Genomic DNA, 17,660 nt, shown 5'->3' with positions numbered 1-17,660 from the left:
CTAAAGGAGAAGGTTCTTTTGGGATTTTAAAGGAAATAATATGAAAAAATATGTTTTTATGCGTATCTTGCGGTCGTTGGTTTCTATTTTCTTAGTAACGACCTTGATTTACACAATCATCTATACGATGGTTCCACGGAAGTTGATCTTCAAACAAGATACTAACTACAATAAAATTGCAACCACAGCTGATAAACGTGATAACTATGAAAATACCGTCTTTGAGCGTATGGGTTATATCGAATATTATGATACGAAAGAGTTGCAGGAAAAAGCTAGTAGCATTGACTCTTCTGTTACAGTAGATGCAAATGATACAAATAAAGCAATCTATGAAAAATATATCCAACAACTTGGGAATGGTTGGACTCTAGGTGAGTTTACAGAGAGTGGACAATTCTACGCTACACGTGAAATTCCTATTTTTGAACGTGTGTTTAAATTCTATGCAAACTTGCTTGATATTGACCATACAAACAAGATCCAAGACCCTGAGAATCCTAACTTAGAGCGTTATTTGCGCTTTGAGAATGATCCTGCTATCGGTTGGTCTCTTGTGGGTTCAGGTACTAAACACAAATACCTCTTGTACTTCAATAGTCAGTTCCCATTTGTTCACCAAAACTTTGTCAACTTGAACCTAGGAGATTCTTATCCAACTTATGCAAATACTCCTGTTCTTCAAGTTATTACACAAGGACAAGGACAAACGAAGACTTCTGAAGTTCAATTCCCAACTGGTAAGAAAACATCATCAGTAAATATTTACTCAAGAACTTATAAATCTCCGAGTCAAGCTGATGCTCGTGAAGTAGCCAACTACGGTAAAGATGATCCATATACAGCTACTGAGAGCAACTATCAGTACCCATCTATGATTGCAAGTTCTGCTATCACTGGTTTGATTGGTCTTGCGATTTCATATGCGATTGCGATTCCTCTTGGTTCAGCAATGGCTCGTTTCAAAAACACTTGGATTGATAGTTTCTCAACAGGGACTCTAACGTTCTTGTTGGCTCTTCCAACGATTGCCCTAGTCTATATTATTCGTTTGATTGGTTCTTCAATCGGCTTCCCAGACTCATTCCCAATCTTGGGTGCTGGTGATTGGCGTTCTTATGTCCTTCCTGCAGTGATTCTGGGCTTGCTAGGAGCACCTACTATGGCAATTTGGATTCGCCGTTATATGATTGACTTGCAATCACAAGATTTCGTTCGTTTTGCTCGTGCTAAAGGTTTGTCTGAGAAAGAGATTTCTGATAAGCACATCTTTAAAAATGCTATGGTACCACTCGTTTCTGGTATCCCAGGCTCAATTATTGGTGTTATTGGTGGAGCAACTCTTACTGAAACAGTCTTTGCCTTCCCAGGTATGGGTAAAATGTTGATCGACTCTGTAAAAGCTTCAAACAATAATATGGTAGTTGGTCTCGTCTTTATCTTCACTTGTGTCTCAATCTTCTCAAACCTTATTGGAGATATTTGGATGACCATTATTGACCCACGTATTAAATTGACAGAGAAAGGAGGCAAATAATGTCTACAATTAGTAATGAAAAATTTCAGTTTGTAAAACGTGATGATTATGCCTCTGAAGCAATTGATGCTCCTGCCTATTCATACTGGGGTTCTGTTTTTAGACAATTTTTGAAGAAGAAATCAACAGTAATCATGCTAGGTATCTTGATTGCAGTTGTTTTGATGAGTTTCATTTACCCAATGTTCTCTGATTTTGACTTCAATGATGTAAGTAAGGTAAATGATTTTAGCGCTCGTTACATTAAACCAAATGCTGAGCATTGGTTTGGTACAGATAGTAATGGTAAATCTCTCTTTGATGGTGTCTGGTTTGGAGCTCGTAATTCTATCTTGATTTCTGTCATTGCGACCTTTGTCAACCTTTTTATCGGTGTTGTCATTGGTGGAATTTGGGGGATCTCAAAATCAGTTGACCGTATCATGATGGAGGTCTACAACGTTATCAACAATATCCCATCACTTTTGATCGTTATTGTTTTGACTTACTCTATCGGTGCAGGTTTCTGGAACTTGATTTTTGCCATGAGTGTAACAACCTGGATTAATGTTGCTCACTCAATTCGTATCCAAATGTTACGATACCGTGATTTAGAGTATAACCTTGCTTCACGAACCTTGGGAACACCAAGTTATAAGATTATTGTGAAAAACATTATGCCACAATTGGTATCTGTTATTGTTACGAGTACGTCGCAAATGCTTCCAGCCTTTATCTCATATGAAGCTTTCCTATCATTCTTTGGACTTGGATTGCCGATTACAGTTCCTAGCTTGGGTCGTTTGATTTCAGATTACTCTCAAAACGTAACGACAAATGCATACCTCTTCTGGATTCCATTGACAACTTTGGTCTTGGTATCCTTGTCACTGTTCGTTGTTGGTCAAAACCTAGCGGATGCTAGTGATCCACGTACACATAGATAGGAGTAGACATGATAAAAGGAAAAAATGTAATTTTGACTGCTCAAGATATTGTCGTGGAATTTGATGTTCGTGACAAGATTTTGACAGCTATTCGAGGTGTCTCCATCGATTTGATTGAGGGAGAGGTCCTCGCGTTAGTTGGGGAGTCAGGTTCAGGTAAATCAGTTTTGACAAAAACATTCACAGGAATGTTGGAAGAAAATGGTCGTGTTGCACAAGGTAGTATTAATTACCGAGGACAAGATTTGACAACCTTATCTTCTCATAAAGAATGGGAAAGTATTCGTGGTGCGAAGATTGCAACTATCTTCCAAGATCCGATGACCAGTTTAGACCCTATCAAGACAATCGGAAGTCAAATCACAGAAGTTATTGTTAAACACCAAGGCAAGACTGCGCAAGAAGCTAAAGAGATGGCTATTGACTATATGAATAAAGTTGGTATTCCAGATTCTGAGAAACGTTTTGACGAGTATCCTTTCCAATATTCTGGGGGAATGCGTCAACGTATCGTTATCGCGATTGCTCTTGCTTGTCGTCCAGACATTCTTATCTGTGATGAGCCGACAACAGCTCTTGACGTGACCATTCAGGCACAGATTATTGATTTGTTGAAGTCACTTCAACACGAATACCACTTTACAACAATCTTTATCACCCACGACCTAGGTGTCGTAGCAAGTATCGCTGATAAAGTTGCAGTTATGTATGCTGGTGAAATTGTTGAATATGGTACTGTTGAAGAAATCTTCTACGACCCACGTCATCCATATACATGGAGCCTCTTGTCAAGCTTGCCACAACTTGCGGATGACAAAGGTGAATTGTACTCAATCCCTGGAACACCTCCATCGCTTTATACTGAATTGAAGGGAGATGCTTTTGCTCTTCGTTCAGATTATGCTATGAAGATTGACTTCGAGGAAAAAGCACCTCAGTTTGCAGTATCTGATACTCATTGGGCTAAGACATGGTTGCTTCATGAACAAGCTCCAAAAGTTGAAAAACCATCGGTGATTGCAGATTTACACGACAAGATTCGTGAAAAGATGGGCTTTACACATCTTGAGGACTAGGAGGAAGGAAATGTCTGAAAAATTAGTAGAAATTAAAGACTTAGAGATTTCCTTCGGTGAAGGAAGTAAAAAGTTTGTAGCTGTTAAGAATGCCAATTTCTTTATCAACAAAGGAGAAACTTTCTCACTTGTTGGAGAGTCTGGAAGTGGTAAGACAACGATTGGTCGTGCTATTATCGGTCTTAATGACACCAGCAATGGGGACATCATTTTTGAAGGGCAAAAAATTAACGGAAAGAAATCACGTGAACAAGCTTCGGAGTTAATCCGTCGAATTCAGATGATTTTCCAAGACCCAGCAGCTAGCTTGAATGAGCGTGCAACCGTTGACTACATTATCTCTGAAGGTCTATACAACTATCATCTGTTTAAAGATGAGGAAGAAAGAAAAGAAAAAGTTCAAAATATCATTCGTGAAGTTGGACTTTTGGCAGAACACTTGACACGTTATCCACATGAGTTCTCAGGTGGACAACGTCAACGTATTGGTATCGCTCGTGCCTTGGTTATGCAACCAGACTTTGTTATTGCTGATGAGCCAATTTCAGCCTTGGACGTTTCTGTTCGTGCCCAAGTGTTGAACTTGCTTAAGAAATTCCAAAAGGAATTGGGCTTGACTTATCTCTTTATTGCCCATGACTTGTCAGTAGTTCGTTTCATCTCTGATCGTATCGCGGTAATTTACAAGGGTGTCATTGTTGAGGTGGCTGAGACGGAAGAATTGTTTAACAATCCAATCCATCCATATACTCAAGCTCTCCTATCAGCGGTTCCAATCCCTGATCCGATCTTGGAACGTAAAAAAGTCTTGAAAGTTTATGATCCAGATCAACATGACTATGAGACTGACAAACCGTCTATGGTTGAAATTCGTCCAGGTCACTATGTTTGGGCAAACCAAGCAGAGTTGGAACGCTATAAAAAAGATTTGAAATAAGAAAGAGTTTTGTAATCTTGGTAGAACAATTCTATTAAGATTATGAAACTTTTTTATTTTGTAAAAAACACTAGTTTAAAGATAGACAACTATAGTAGATTGAATCTAGAACAGTACACTACAACTGCTAAAAATATTTCTAGAAATTAGTTTGACTTTCCTAATCTCTCTGTTCGCATCTTATTTCAATCCACTATATATACCCGAAAACATGCTAATACTCAATGAAAATCAAAGAGCAAACTAGGAAGCTAGCCGCAGGTTGCTCAAAGCACGGCTTTGAGGTTGCAGATAAAGCTGACCTAGTTTGAATTAGTATAAGATTAGTCTTCAATGACTCTTGGAGAAGAGAGAAAAGAAGCTGTTATTCTTTGAAAGTGTATTGAATGTATACAGAATGGAATGGATAAAACTACTTTCAGACTAGCTCTGATGAATCTTCAAAATTAAAATCACTTTCTATTTAAAATATCAGTCTTGCATTGCTTTCCTTTATGTGCTAGAGTTATGGTAACGGTTACAAAATTAAGGAGGGTTTTATGAGAAATCCAGCACTAATAGAAGAAATGAAAACTTACAGAGGGCGAGATGAAGTTCCGCAAGACTTTGACGATTTTTGGGATGGGGAAATAGAGAAGGTTTCAGTCTTGCCAGATTACCAACTAGAGGAACGTGATTTTCGTATTCCAAATGTGAAGTGTTATGAGCTAACTTTTAAAGGTACACGTGATGGGCTCGTTTATGCGAGAGTGGTCTTACCAAAATCAGAAAAGAAAGTACCTGTCATTTTCCACTTCCATGGGTATATGGGACGCTGTTGGGATTGGACAGATATGTTAGCCTTTACAGTCGCTGGTTATGGTGTCATATCTATGGATGTCCGTGGGCAGTCTGGTTATTCGCAAGATGGGTTACGCTCGCCTCTTGGAAATACAGTTAAGGGCCAAATCATTCGTGGTGCAGTAGAAGGAAAAGAGCAACTCTTCTATAAGGATGTTTATCTTGATATTTATCAATTAGTTGAGATTGTCGCTAGCTTCCCACAAGTGGATGAAGGCCAATTAGCAAGCTATGGAGCTTCTCAAGGAGGAGCGCTGGCTCTAGTGGCTGCGGGGTTAAATTCACGTATCAAGCGAACCGTTGCTATTTATCCATTTTTATCAGACTTTAGACGAGTGATAGAGATTGGAAATACCAGCGAAGCCTATGATGAGCTTTTTCGTTACTTTAAGTTCCATGACCCATTCCATGAGACAGAAGAGCAGATTATGGAAACACTTAGCTATATCGATGTAAAAAATCTTGCCCATCGTATTAAGGGGGAAGTTCGGATGATTACTGGACTTGATGACGATGTCTGCTATCCAATCACTCAGTTTGCTATTTACAACCGTTTGACTTGTGAAAAGAGTTATCGTATCATGCCTGAATATGCTCACGAAGCCATGAATGTTCATGTCAATGATCAAGTTTACAACTGGTTGTGTGGTAGTGAGATCCCCTTTACCTATCTTGGTCACTAAAAATTGAAAAAAAGCTCTGTAGTTTCGAATGAACTACAGTCTTTTCTTTATGTGACTCAGATAATGAGAAAGTAGTTTCAGGTAGTTTGAAACTTCTAAATATCTTTGAAAGTAGAATCTATTATGGATTATAAAGTCTAAAATTTAGAATATTTATTATATAATATGGTTAAGATAAAAAGTGAAAGGAGTATAGCTAGTTGCGAATCTTTTAACTTGGAATTTATAAAAGAGCAACAGCATTTCATTTACAAAGAATGGCAATTCCATTCAATAATACAGTTTCTTATTTGCAGCTAGTCTGAAAGGCTAAAAATTTTAAGCAAAAAAGAAAGCGCTTTATTTTTTAAAATAACGGAAGAGAACACATGAAACAGAGACATTTTGATAGAAAACAGCGATATGGAATTCGGAAATTTGCAGTTGGAGCAGCTTCAGTAGTGATTGGAGCGGTTGTTTTTGGTGCTGCCCCTGCTTTGGCTCAAGAGGTACCATCAGCGAATGGTGAAACAGCGGGGCAATCTTTGCCAGAATTGCCTAAGGAAGTAGAGACAGGAAGTCTAGCTAATTTAGATAAGGAGCTTGCAGGTCAAGTAACCACAGTAAATAATAGTGGAACAGAAGTGAGCCGTGAAGAGTTGCAAGCAAACCCAGGCTCTGAAAAACCAACAGAAACAGAAGCATCAAACGAAACTCCAGCTACAGAGAGTGAAGACGAAGAAGAAGTTGGAAACATTCCCCGTGACTTTTATGCCAGAGAGTTGGAAAATGCCAATACTGTTATAGAGAAGGAAGATGTTGAAACCAATCCTTCAAACGGTCAAAGAGTTGACATGAAGGAGGAGCTCGACAAGCTTAAAAAACTTCAAAATGCGACCATTCATATGGAGTTTAAGCCAGATGCATCTGCTCCACGTTTTTACAACCTTTTCTCAGTTTCTAGTGATACCAAAGTAAATGAGTATTTCACTATGGCCATCCTTGATAACACAGCTATCGTTGAAGGTCGTGATGCCAATGGAAACCAATTCTATGGTGATTATAAAACTGCTCCTTTGAAAATTAAGCCAGGTGAGTGGAACTCTGTAACCTTTACAGTTGAAAGACCAAATGCAGACCAACCAAAAGGTCAGGTTCGCGTCTATGTAAATGGTGTATTGTCGCGAACAAGTCCTCAGTCTGGTCGCTTCATCCAAGACATGCCAGATGTCAACCATGTACAAATCGGTACAACAAAACGTACAGGCAAAAACTTCTGGGGTGCTAATCTAAAAGTCCGTAATCTAACGGTTTATGATCGTACTCTTTCTCCAGAAGAAGTTAAAAAACGTAGCCAACTTTTTGAAAGAGGAGAGTTGGAGAAGAAACTTCCTGAAGGAGCAGAAGTTACTGATAAACTGGATGTTTTTGAAGGTGGTGAGAACCGCAAGCCAAATAAAGATGGTATCGCAAGCTACCGCATTCCAGCTCTGCTGAAAACTGATAAGGGAACCTTGATTGCTGGAGCAGACGAGAGACGTTTGCATCACTCTGACTGGGGCGACATCGGTATGGTTGTTCGTCGTAGTGATGATAAGGGCAAAACGTGGGGAGATAGAATTGTCATCTCAAATCCTCGTGATAATGAGAATGCCAGAAGAGCTCATGCGGGATCACCAGTCAACATTGACATGGCCCTAGTCCAAGATCCGAAAACTAAGAGAATCTTCTCTATTTTTGATATGTTCGTAGAAGGTGAAGCTGTCAGAGATTTACCAGGAAAAGCACCACAAGCCTATGAGCAAATTGGTGACAAGGTTTACCAAGTTCTGTACAAAAAAGGTGAAGCAGGACGTTATACAATCCGTGAAAAAGGTGAAGTCTTTGACCCTGAAAATAGAAAGACAGAATACCGTGTTGTAGTTGATCCTAAGAAACCAGCCTATAGTGATAAGGGTGATTTGTATAAAGGTGAAGAACTGATTGGTAATGTCTACTTCGATTATAGCGACAAGAATATCTTTAGAGTTTCAAACACCAACTATCTCTGGATGTCTTATAGCGATGACGATGGAAAAACTTGGTCTGCACCTAAAGATATTACATACGGCATTCGTAAGGACTGGATGCACTTCTTAGGTACTGGACCTGGTACAGGTATTGCCTTACATTCAGGACCTCATAAAGGGCGTCTTGTTATCCCTGCCTATACTACAAATAACGTATCCTACCTAAGTGGTTCTCAGTCTTCACGCGTCATTTACTCAGATGACCATGGTGAAACTTGGCACGCTGGTGAAGCTGTCAATGATAACCGCCCAGTAGGCAACCAAACAATTCACTCTTCAACCATGAATAATCCAGGTGCTCAAAATACTGAGTCAACTGTTGTTCAGTTGAATAATGGGGATCTCAAACTCTTCATGCGTGGATTGACAGGTGATCTTCAAGTAGCGACAAGTAAAGATGGCGGAGCGACTTGGGAAAAAGATGTAAAACGCTATTCAGAAATCAAAGATGTTTACGTTCAAATGTCTGCTATTCACACTGTACAAAATGGTAAGGAATATATCGTTCTCAGCAACGCAGGTGGTCCAGGACGTTACAATGGTTTGGTACACTTGGCACAAGTGGAAGCTAACGGAGATTTGACTTGGCTCAAGCACAATCCAATTCAAAGTGGTAAATTTGCTTATAACTCATTGCAAGATCTTGGAAATGGTGAATTTGGCTTGCTTTATGAGCATGCAACTGCCACTCAAAATGAATACACCTTGTCTTATAAGAAATTCAACTGGGATTTCTTAAGCAAGGATAGAATTGCTCCAACAAAAGCAACTGTGAAAAATGCTGTGGAGATGAGCAAAAATGTCATTGCTCTAGAATTTGATTCTGAAGTATTGGTGAATCAACCACCAGTTCTTAAACTGGCAAATGGGAACTTTGCTGCTTTCTTGACGCAATACGATACCAAAACATTGTTATTTGCAGTAAACAAGGAAGATATTGGTCAAGAAATTACAGAAATTATTGATGGTGCAATTGAGAGCATGCATAATTTGCCTGTAAGTCTTGAAGGTGCAGGAGTCCCTGGTGGGAAAAATGGTGCAAAAGTGGAAATTCATGAAGTCCCAGAATTTACAGGTGCAGTCAATGGTGAAGGTACAGTTCAGGAGGATCCAGCCTTTGATGGTGGCGTTAACGGAGAGGAAGCATCCGTTCATGATGTGCCAGCCTTTGATGGTGGCGTGAACGGCGAAGAAGCCGCTATTCATGAAGTTCCAGAAATAGAGGTTGAAGAAAATCCACCAGGAACTATTAACGAAGTCCCAGAATTCGAAGGCGGTGTGAATGGTGCTGAAGCAGCAGTCAATGAAGTCTCAGACTTCGAGGGTGGTGTGAACAGCGAGGAAGCATCCGTTCATGAAATTCCAGAAATAGAGGTTGAAGAAAATCCACCAGGAACTATTAACGAAGTTCCGGAATTTGAAGGTGGAGTCAATGATGCCGAAGCAGCCGTTCATGATGTGCCAGCCTTTGAAGGTGGTGTGAACGGAGAAGAAGCCGCTTTCCATGAAGTTCCAGAATATATTCCAGTGGAAACTTCAAAAGGGGAAGCTGCGGTTCATGAAATTTCAGACTTCGAAGGCAGTGTCAATGGTGAGGAAGGAGCTAAGGCAGAAAGTCCAGAGTTCGAAGGTGGTGTCAATGGTGAGGAAGGAGCTAAGACAGAAAGTCCAGAGTTCGAAGGCGGTGTGAATGCAGTAGAAGCAGCCAAGTCAGACGCTTCAGACTTCGAAGGCGGTGTCAATGGTGAGGAAGGAGCTAAGGCAGAGAGTCCAGAGTTCGAAGGCGGTGTGAATGCAGTAGAAGCAGCTAAGTCAGACACTTCAACCTTTGAAGGCGGTGTCAATGGTGAGGAAGGAGCTAAGGCAGAAAGTCCAGAGTTCGAAGGAGGTGTTAATGCAGTAGAAGCAGCCAAGTCAGACACTTCAACCTTTGAAGGTGGTGTCAATGGCGAAGAAGGAGCTAAGGCAGAGAGTCCAGAGTTCGAAGGCGGTGTGAATGGAGTAGAGTCCGCTAAGTCAGACACTTCAACCTTTGAAGGTGGTGTCAATAGCGAAGAAGGAGCTAAGGCAGAGAGTCCAGAGTTCGAAGGCAGTGTTAATGCAGTAGAAGCAGCTAAGTCAGACACTTCAACCTTTGAAGGTGGTGTCAATGGCGAAGAAGGAGCTAAGGCAGAAAGTCCAGAGTTCGAAGGCGGTGTGAATGCAGTAGAATCTGCTAAGCTAGAGGTGCCAGAATATACAGGCGGTGTTAATGGAGTAGAATCTGCTAAGTTAGAAGTCCCAGAATACACAGGTGGCGTCAATGCGGTAGAATCTGCTAAGTTAGAAGTTCCAGAATACACAGGTGGCGTCAATGGAGTAGAATCTGCTAAGTTAGAAGTTCCAGAGTACACAGGTGGCGTCAATGGAGTAGAGGCTGCTAAGTTAGAAGTTCCAGAATACACAGGTGGCGTCAATGGAGTAGAATCTGCTAAGTTAGAGGTGCCAGAATATACAGGTGGTGTCAATGCGGTAGAATCTGCTAAGTTAGAAGTTCCAGAGTACACAGGTGGTGTCAATGGAGTGGAATCTGCTAAGTTAGAAGTTCCAGAGTACACAGGTGGTGTCAATGGAGTAGAGGCCGCTAAGTTAGAAGTTCCAGAGTACACAGGTGGTGTTAATGGGCTAGAAGCTGCTATCCATGAGGTCTCAGAGTATAAGGGAGAACAGTCAATTGTGGTTCAGGCCATGGCAGAAGATAAAACTTATCAAGCCCCTGCTGCTCGTCATCAACTTCTTCCTGAAACAGGAAGTGAAGCTGTTGCTCCTCTTGCCTCTCTAGGACTTGTAGGAATACTCCTCGGCATGTTTGCCCTAGGTAAGAAAAAAGAAGATCAATGAAATAGTTAAAATCAACGAAATTCATAGAGAAATTTGATCTTATATTAGAAAGGGTCGTGACTAGAACTAGTTACGGCCTTTTTGATCTAGATAAATCAGGAGTCAAATAGTTAATACTCTTCGAAAATCAAATTCAAACCACGTCAGCTTCGCCTTACCGTATATGTGTTACTGACTTCGTCAGTTCTATCCACAACCTCAAAACTGTGTTTTGAGCAGCTTGCGGCTAGCTTCCTAGTTTGCTCTTTGATTTTCATTGAGTATAAGTTTGAGATAAAGTTCATTAAAAAAACGATTCAACCGAATGAAGCAATTTTCTGTTAGAAAAATCCAAAGCATCCGAAAGTAGTTTCGAATGTCTGAACTTATGTTTCAAAAACTGAAAGTATAATCTGTTCTATCTCAATCTCTCTTAAAAGGGGAGGATTTATTATATAATGAGAATAAGATAAAATTTGAAAGGAGTAGGAGACTCTAGTTAACGATGGGTCGTTAAGTGAGAGAAAATTTGAAAGAGCGAGTGTAACCATTCGTGAAAAAGTAATTTTTGTCATTTAGTCAGATGGCTAAAAATTTTAAGCGAAAAAGAAAGCGCTTTATTTTTAAAAATGAAAGGAAGAAAGATGAAGCATAATCAGTTGGATAGAAAACAACGATACGGAATTCGCAAATTTACAGTAGGAGCCGCTTCAGTCGTTATTGGAGCAGTTGTTTTTGGTGCATCGCCAGTATTGGCACAAGAATCAACGGTCACTAGTAAAGAGACCACCGAGCTTAGTGTCGAAAAGGAACAGCCTGAAAAAGCAGAGATCGTTGAAAAGAATGTTACGGAATCTAATGGGGTAGATACAGTCACACATGCATCTACAGAAGCACATACTGGAACAGAGACAACTGCAACAGAGACAACTGCAACAGCAACTAGAGAAACCGAAAAAGATCCAGCTGCACTTCCACGTGATTACTATGCTAGAGAGTTGGAAAATGTCAATACTGTTCTTGAAAAGGAAGATGTAGAGACTAATGCTGCAAATAGCAATAGAATTGATCTGACAGAGCAATTAGGCAAACTGAAACAACTTCAAAACGCGACCATTCATATGGAGTTCAAACCAGATGCTTCTGCGCCAGCATTTTACAACCTTTTCTCAGTCTCAAGTGATAAGGTTCGAAATGAATATTTCACCATGGCTGTTTACAACAACGTTGCCTTGATTGAGGGCCGCGATCAAAACGGCGACCAATTTTATGATAGATACACAGACGCACCATTAACTGTCAAACCAGGTCAGTGGAACTCAGTAACCTTTACAGTTGAAAGACCAAGTGCAGATTCTCCAGATGGGCAAGTTCGTCTCTATGTAAACGGAGTTTTGTCACGAACAAGTAAGAAATCAGGACGCTTTATCAAAGATATGCCTGATGTGAATCATATGCAAATTGGTACCACAAATCGTGCAGGAAGTATGGTTTGGGGGGCAGGTTTACAAGTTCGTAATCTAACTGTTTATGATCGTGCCTTGAGTCCAGAAGAAGTTCAAAATCGTAGCTACCTATTTGAAAGATCCGAATTAGAGAAAAAGCTTCCAGAAGGAGCTGAGATAACAGATAAAAAGGATGTCTTTGAAGCTGGTAAAAATGGGCAGTCAAATCCAGATGGCATTAATAGCTATCGTATTCCAGCCCTCCTTAAGACTGACAAGGGAACTTTGATTGCTGGAGCTGACGAACGTCGTTTGCACCACTATGACTGGGGCGATATCGGTATGGTCGTCAAACGAAGTGAAGATCAGGGTCAAACATGGGGCGATCGTATCACACTTACGAATCTACGCGACAATCCAAAAGCTACTGATCCATCTGTTGGTTCACCAGTAAATATCGATATGGTTTTAGCCCAAGATACTGAAACCAAGCGCATCTTTTCTGTCTATGATATGTTCCCAGAAGGAAAAGGTATCTTTGGGATGTCAGCTGAAAAAGAGGAAGCTTATAAAGAAATTAATGGGAAAACCTACCAAATTCTCTATCGTGAAGGAGAAAATGGAGCCTATACCATTCGTGAAAATGGTGTTGTCTACACACCAGATGGTCAGGCAACGGATTACCGTGTTGTTGTAAATCCAGTCAAGCCGGCTTATAGTGATAAAGGTGATCTTTATCAGGGTGAGCAACTGCTAGGAAATATCTATTTTACAAGCAATAAAACTTCTCCATTTAGAATTGCTAAAGACAGCTACCTATGGATGTCTTACAGTGATGATGACGGTAAGACTTGGTCTGCACCACAAGATATTACCCCAATGGTCAAAGCTGATTGGATGAAATTCTTAGGTGTGGGACCTGGAGTGGGCATTACCCTCCAGAATGGACCTCATAAAGGTCGTATCGTCGTTCCTGTTTATACGACAAACCGTACTAACCACCTCAACGGTTCTCAATCATCTCGTATCATCTACTCAGATGACCATGGTAAGACTTGGCATATGGGTGGCGGTGTCAATGATAACCGTACACTTTATGATGGTACAGTAGTTGATTCAAGCAACATGAACAATTACTACGCTCAAAATACGGAAGCTTCTGTTGTTCAATTGAATAATGGTCAGTTGAAACTCTTTATGCGTGGTTTGACAGGTGATTTGCAGGTTGCGACAAGTAATGATGGTGGTATTACATGGGACAACTATGTAGCACGCTATGATGTACCTGATGTTTATGTTCAAATGGCGGCGACTCATACGGTTCAAGATGGTAAAGAGTACATCCTTCTAGCAAATGCCAATGGCCCAGGTCGTAAGAATGGTTACATTCGAGTGGCTCGTGTAGAAGAAGATGGCGAGTTGACTTGGCTGCATCATCATTTGATTCAAGAAGGGGAGTATGCCTATAACTCACTTCAACAGATCGGACCAAAAGAATTTGGTCTCTTGTATGAACATCATGAAGCTGGTGGCAATCCTTATACTCTATCCTTCAAGAAATTCAACTGGGATTTCTTGACGAAGGAAAGAATTTCTCCTAAAGAAACCAAAGTTAAAAATGTTATTGAAAAATGGCCAGGAATTCTTGCAGTAGAGTTTGATTCAGAAGTTTTGGTTAACAAAATCCCAACACTTCAGTTGGCAAATGGTAAAAAAATAAACTTTATGACCCAGTACGATACTAAGACTCTTCTATTCACAATAGATAAGTCAGATCTAGGTCAGGAGATAACTGGCCTTGCTTCTGGAGCGATCGAGAGTATGCACAACCTTCCGGTGAGTCTTGAAGGAGCAGGTATTCCTGGAGCTGCCAACGGTAGTGAAGCAGCTGTTAACGAAGTACCAGAATTCACAGGTGGTGTTAATGGTGTAGAAGCTGCGATTGCTGAACTTCCAGAATTTACTGGTGGAGTCAATGGTAGTGAAGCAGCTGTTCATGAAGTACCAGAATTCGAAGGTGGGGTGAATGGCGAAGAGGCTGCTGTAACGGAGCTCCCAGAGTATACTGAACCTATTGGTACAGTAGGCGAAGAAGCAGCACCGATAGCAGAACTTCCAGAATTCACAGGCGGAGTTAATGGAAGCGAAGCAGCTGTACATGAAGTACCAGAATTCGAAGGTGGGGTGAATGGCGAAGAGGCTGCTGTAACGGAGCTCCCAGAGTATACTGAACCTATTGGTACAGTAGGCGAAGAAGCAGCACCGATAGCAGAACTTCCAGAATTCACAGGCGGAGTTAATGGTAGTGAAGCAGCTGTGCATGAAGTCCCAGAATTCACAGGTGGTGTGAATGCAGTAGAAGCAGCAAAAGCAGAATCTCTAGAATTTACAGGTGGAGTCAATGGTAGTGAAGCAGCTGTGTATGAAGTACCAGAATTTACAGGTGGTGTGAATGCAGTAGAAGCAGCAAAAGCAGAATTTCCAGAATTTGTAGGTGGAGTCAATGCTGCAGAATCTGCAGTCCAGGAAGTCCCAGAGTTCACAGGTCAGCAGTCTATTGTATCTCAGGCTACGGCACAAGATAAGACTTATCAAGCACCTGCAGTTCGTCAAGATGTTCTTCCTAAGACAGGAAGTGAAGATGCCACTGTCCTTGCTTTTGTAGGACTTGTTGGGATGCTCCTTGGTATGTTTGCTTTGGGGAAGAGAAAAGAAGATTAGTCAAATCGTTAAAATTGAAGGTTTCCTTAGTGAAACTAAATCTTATACTCAATGAAAATCAAAGAGCAAACTAGGAAGCTAGCCGCAGGTTGTACTTGAGTACGGCAAGGGGACGCTGACGTGGTTTGAATTTGATTTTCGAAGAGTATTAGTTAGAAAGGGTCGTAACGAAAATTAGTTACGGCCTTTTTCTTTAAAAAAGGGCTGGTTTTAAGATTTAAGAGGTGTTGGGATAGATGTTAGATCCCTGAAACTACTTTCAGAAGAAACTGTTGCATAAAATTGTTTTGAAACTCCAATCTATTCTAGCACAAGTTGTTGAAAGCGCTTTAATAATAAGCTATAATAGTCACATAAACACAAAGGAAAAGAAAAGGAGGAAAGTAGATGCCACAAATTAGTAAAGAAGCCTTGATTGAACAAATCAAAGATGGAATCATCGTTTCTTGTCAGGCACTTCCTCATGAACCGCTCTACACAGAAGCGGGAGGAGTTATCCCCTTGTTGGTGAAAGCAGCTGAACAAGGTGGTGCAGTCGGTATCCGAGCAAACAGTGTTCGAGATATCAAGGAAATTAAAGAGGTCACTAAACTTCCGATTATCGGGATTATCAAGCGGGACTATCCACCGCAAGAACCATTCATTACTGCTACAATGAAGGAAGTGGATGAACTAGCGGCTCTTGACATCGAAGTCATTGCTCTTGACTGTACCAAGCGTGAACGTCATGATGGCTTGGAGATCCAAGAATTTATCCGTCAGATCAAAGAAAAATATCCAAATCAACTCTTGATGGCTGACACAAGTACCTTTGAGGAAGGTCTAACAGCAGTTGAAGCGGGAATTGACTTTGTCGGAACAACCTTATCAGGTTACACTTCTTACAGTCCAAAAGTGGATGGCCCAGACTTTGAACTCATCAAGAAACTCTGTGATGCAGGGGTGGACGTCATCGCTGAAGGAAAAATTCACACACCAGAACAAGCTAAGCAAATCCTAGGTTACGGAGTGCGAGGTATCGTAGTTGGTGGCGCTATTACTAGACCAAAAGAGATTACGGAACGATTTGTTGCGGGTCTTAAATAACACAATATAAAAAACGAGGAGAGTGGTTGATTAGTAGGAAAAAATGAAAACGTATACAAAGTCGACATTGCTCATTATCCAATATGGATACGCTTATCAATTAGGAGAATACAAATGAAATTTAGAAAACTAGCTTGTACAGTACTTGCGGGTGCTGCGGTTCTATCACTTGCTGCTTGTGGCAAATCAGACGCTAACAAAGATGCTGCCAAATCAGGCGATGCAGCAGCAACAACAGAAATTACTTGGTGGGCATTCCCGGTATTTACTCAAGAAAAATCTGGTGACGGTGTTGGAACTTATGAAAAATCTATCATCGAAGCTTTCGAAAAAGCAAATCCAGATATCAAAGTTAAATTAGAAACAATCGACTTCAAATCTGGACCAGAAAAAATCACAACAGCTATCGAAGCTGGTACAGCTCCAGATGTACTTTTCGATGCACCAGGTCGTATCATCAATTACGGTAAAAATGGTAAATTGGCTGAGTTGAATGACCTCTTTACAGATGAATTTGTGAAAGATGTTAACAACGAAAACATCGTACAAGCAAGTAAAGCTGGTGACAAAGCATACATGTATCCAATCAGTTCTGCACCATTCTACATGGCTATGAACAAGAAAATGTTGGAAGATGCTGGTGTAGCTAACCTTGTTAAAGAAGGTTGGACAACTGATGATTTTGAAAAAGTCTTGAAAGCACTTAAAGATAAAGGATACACTCCAGGTTCATTGTTCAGTTCTGGTCAAGGGGGAGACCAAGGAACACGTGCCTTCATCTCTAACCTTTACGGCGGTTCTGTAACTGATAAAGAAGTAACTAAATACACAACTGACGATCCTAAATTCGTTAAAGGTCTTGAAAAAGCAGCTAGCTGGATCAAAGATGGTTTGTTGAATAACGGTTCACAATTTGACGGTGGAGCAGACATCCAAAACTTTGCAAACGGTCAAACTTCTTACACAATCCTTTGGGCACCAGCTCAAAACGGTATCCAAGCTAAACTTTTGGAAGCAAGTAAAGTTGAAGTGGTTGAAGTTCCATTCCCATCTGATTCTGGCAAACCAGCTCTTGAATACCTTGTAAACGGATTTGCAGTATTTAACAACAAAGATGAAAAGAAAGTTGCTGCAGCTAAGAAATTTATCCAATTTATCGCTGATGATAAAGAGTGGGGTCCTAAAGACGTAGTTCGTACAGGAGCATTCCCAGTTCGTACTTCATTTGGAAAACTTTACGATGACAAACGTATGGAAACAATCAGTGGTTGGACTCAATACTACTCACCATATTACAACACAATCGACGGATTTGCTGAAATGAGAACACTTTGGTTCCCAATGTTGCAAGCTGTATCAAATGGTGACGAACAACCTGCTGCAGCATTGAAAGCATTCACTGAAAAAGCGAATGAAACAATCAAAAAAGCAGCTAAATAATAAGCCCTAAATAAAAACTGAGTTCCCCCCTTTTCCCTGAGCATATCTGTGTATGAAAAGGG

At 40.7% G+C, this 17,660-nt stretch carries 9 protein-coding genes; all 9 read left to right on the top strand.

Annotated features, from left to right (window positions below; genetic code table 11):
* Positions 1-40: 40 nt before the first annotated feature.
* The 9 genes from QM917_RS00695 (at position 41) to QM917_RS00655 (ending at position 17,598) form a co-directional block, all read left to right on the top strand.
* Positions 41-1,537, top strand: coding sequence for an ABC transporter permease (locus tag QM917_RS00695; protein ID WP_371620815.1), 1,497 nt, complete (start codon positions 41-43; stop codon positions 1,535-1,537).
* Positions 1,537-2,463 carry an oligopeptide ABC transporter permease OppC gene (oppC, locus tag QM917_RS00690; RefSeq protein WP_414271180.1) on the top strand — a complete coding sequence of 309 codons (927 nt, stop codon included), beginning with the start codon at positions 1,537-1,539 and terminating at the stop codon, positions 2,461-2,463. The genes QM917_RS00695 and oppC overlap by 1 nt, the downstream gene beginning before the upstream one ends.
* Positions 2,464-2,471: 8 nt before the next feature.
* Positions 2,472-3,539 (top strand): ABC transporter ATP-binding protein, encoded by a 1,068-nt coding sequence (locus QM917_RS00685; protein ID WP_414271179.1) that lies wholly within the window; start codon positions 2,472-2,474, stop codon positions 3,537-3,539.
* A gap of 10 nt (positions 3,540-3,549) precedes the next feature.
* Positions 3,550-4,476 carry an ATP-binding cassette domain-containing protein gene (locus QM917_RS00680; protein WP_414284324.1) on the top strand — a complete coding sequence of 309 codons (927 nt, stop codon included), beginning with the start codon at positions 3,550-3,552 and terminating at the stop codon, positions 4,474-4,476.
* 539 nt (positions 4,477-5,015) lie between these two features.
* Positions 5,016-5,999 (top strand): acetylxylan esterase, encoded by a 984-nt coding sequence (locus tag QM917_RS00675; protein WP_414284323.1) that lies wholly within the window; start codon positions 5,016-5,018, stop codon positions 5,997-5,999.
* Positions 6,000-6,367: 368 nt separating this feature from the next.
* Positions 6,368-10,927, top strand: coding sequence for an SIALI-17 repeat-containing surface protein (locus QM917_RS00670; protein WP_414284322.1), 4,560 nt, complete (start codon positions 6,368-6,370; stop codon positions 10,925-10,927).
* Between the two features lie 623 nt (positions 10,928-11,550).
* The gene (locus QM917_RS00665) at positions 11,551-15,072 is read left to right on the top strand and encodes an SIALI-17 repeat-containing surface protein (RefSeq protein ID WP_414284321.1); all 3,522 of its coding nucleotides are present in this window, start codon (positions 11,551-11,553) and stop codon (positions 15,070-15,072) included.
* Between the two features lie 387 nt (positions 15,073-15,459).
* Positions 15,460-16,158, top strand: coding sequence for an N-acetylmannosamine-6-phosphate 2-epimerase (locus tag QM917_RS00660; RefSeq protein WP_001135642.1), 699 nt, complete (start codon positions 15,460-15,462; stop codon positions 16,156-16,158).
* Between the two features lie 114 nt (positions 16,159-16,272).
* Complete coding sequence (locus tag QM917_RS00655; protein ID WP_153225117.1) at positions 16,273-17,598, top strand: ABC transporter substrate-binding protein; 1,326 nt, start codon at positions 16,273-16,275, stop codon at positions 17,596-17,598.
* The last annotated feature ends 62 nt before the right edge of the window (positions 17,599-17,660 follow it).

The organism is Streptococcus infantis, from assembly GCF_047460685.1.
GTDB classification, from domain to species: Bacteria; Bacillota; Bacilli; order Lactobacillales; family Streptococcaceae; genus Streptococcus; species Streptococcus infantis_AD.
Note: the sequence above shows the minus strand (reverse complement) of the source record. Positions and strands in the feature narration are given on the sequence as shown.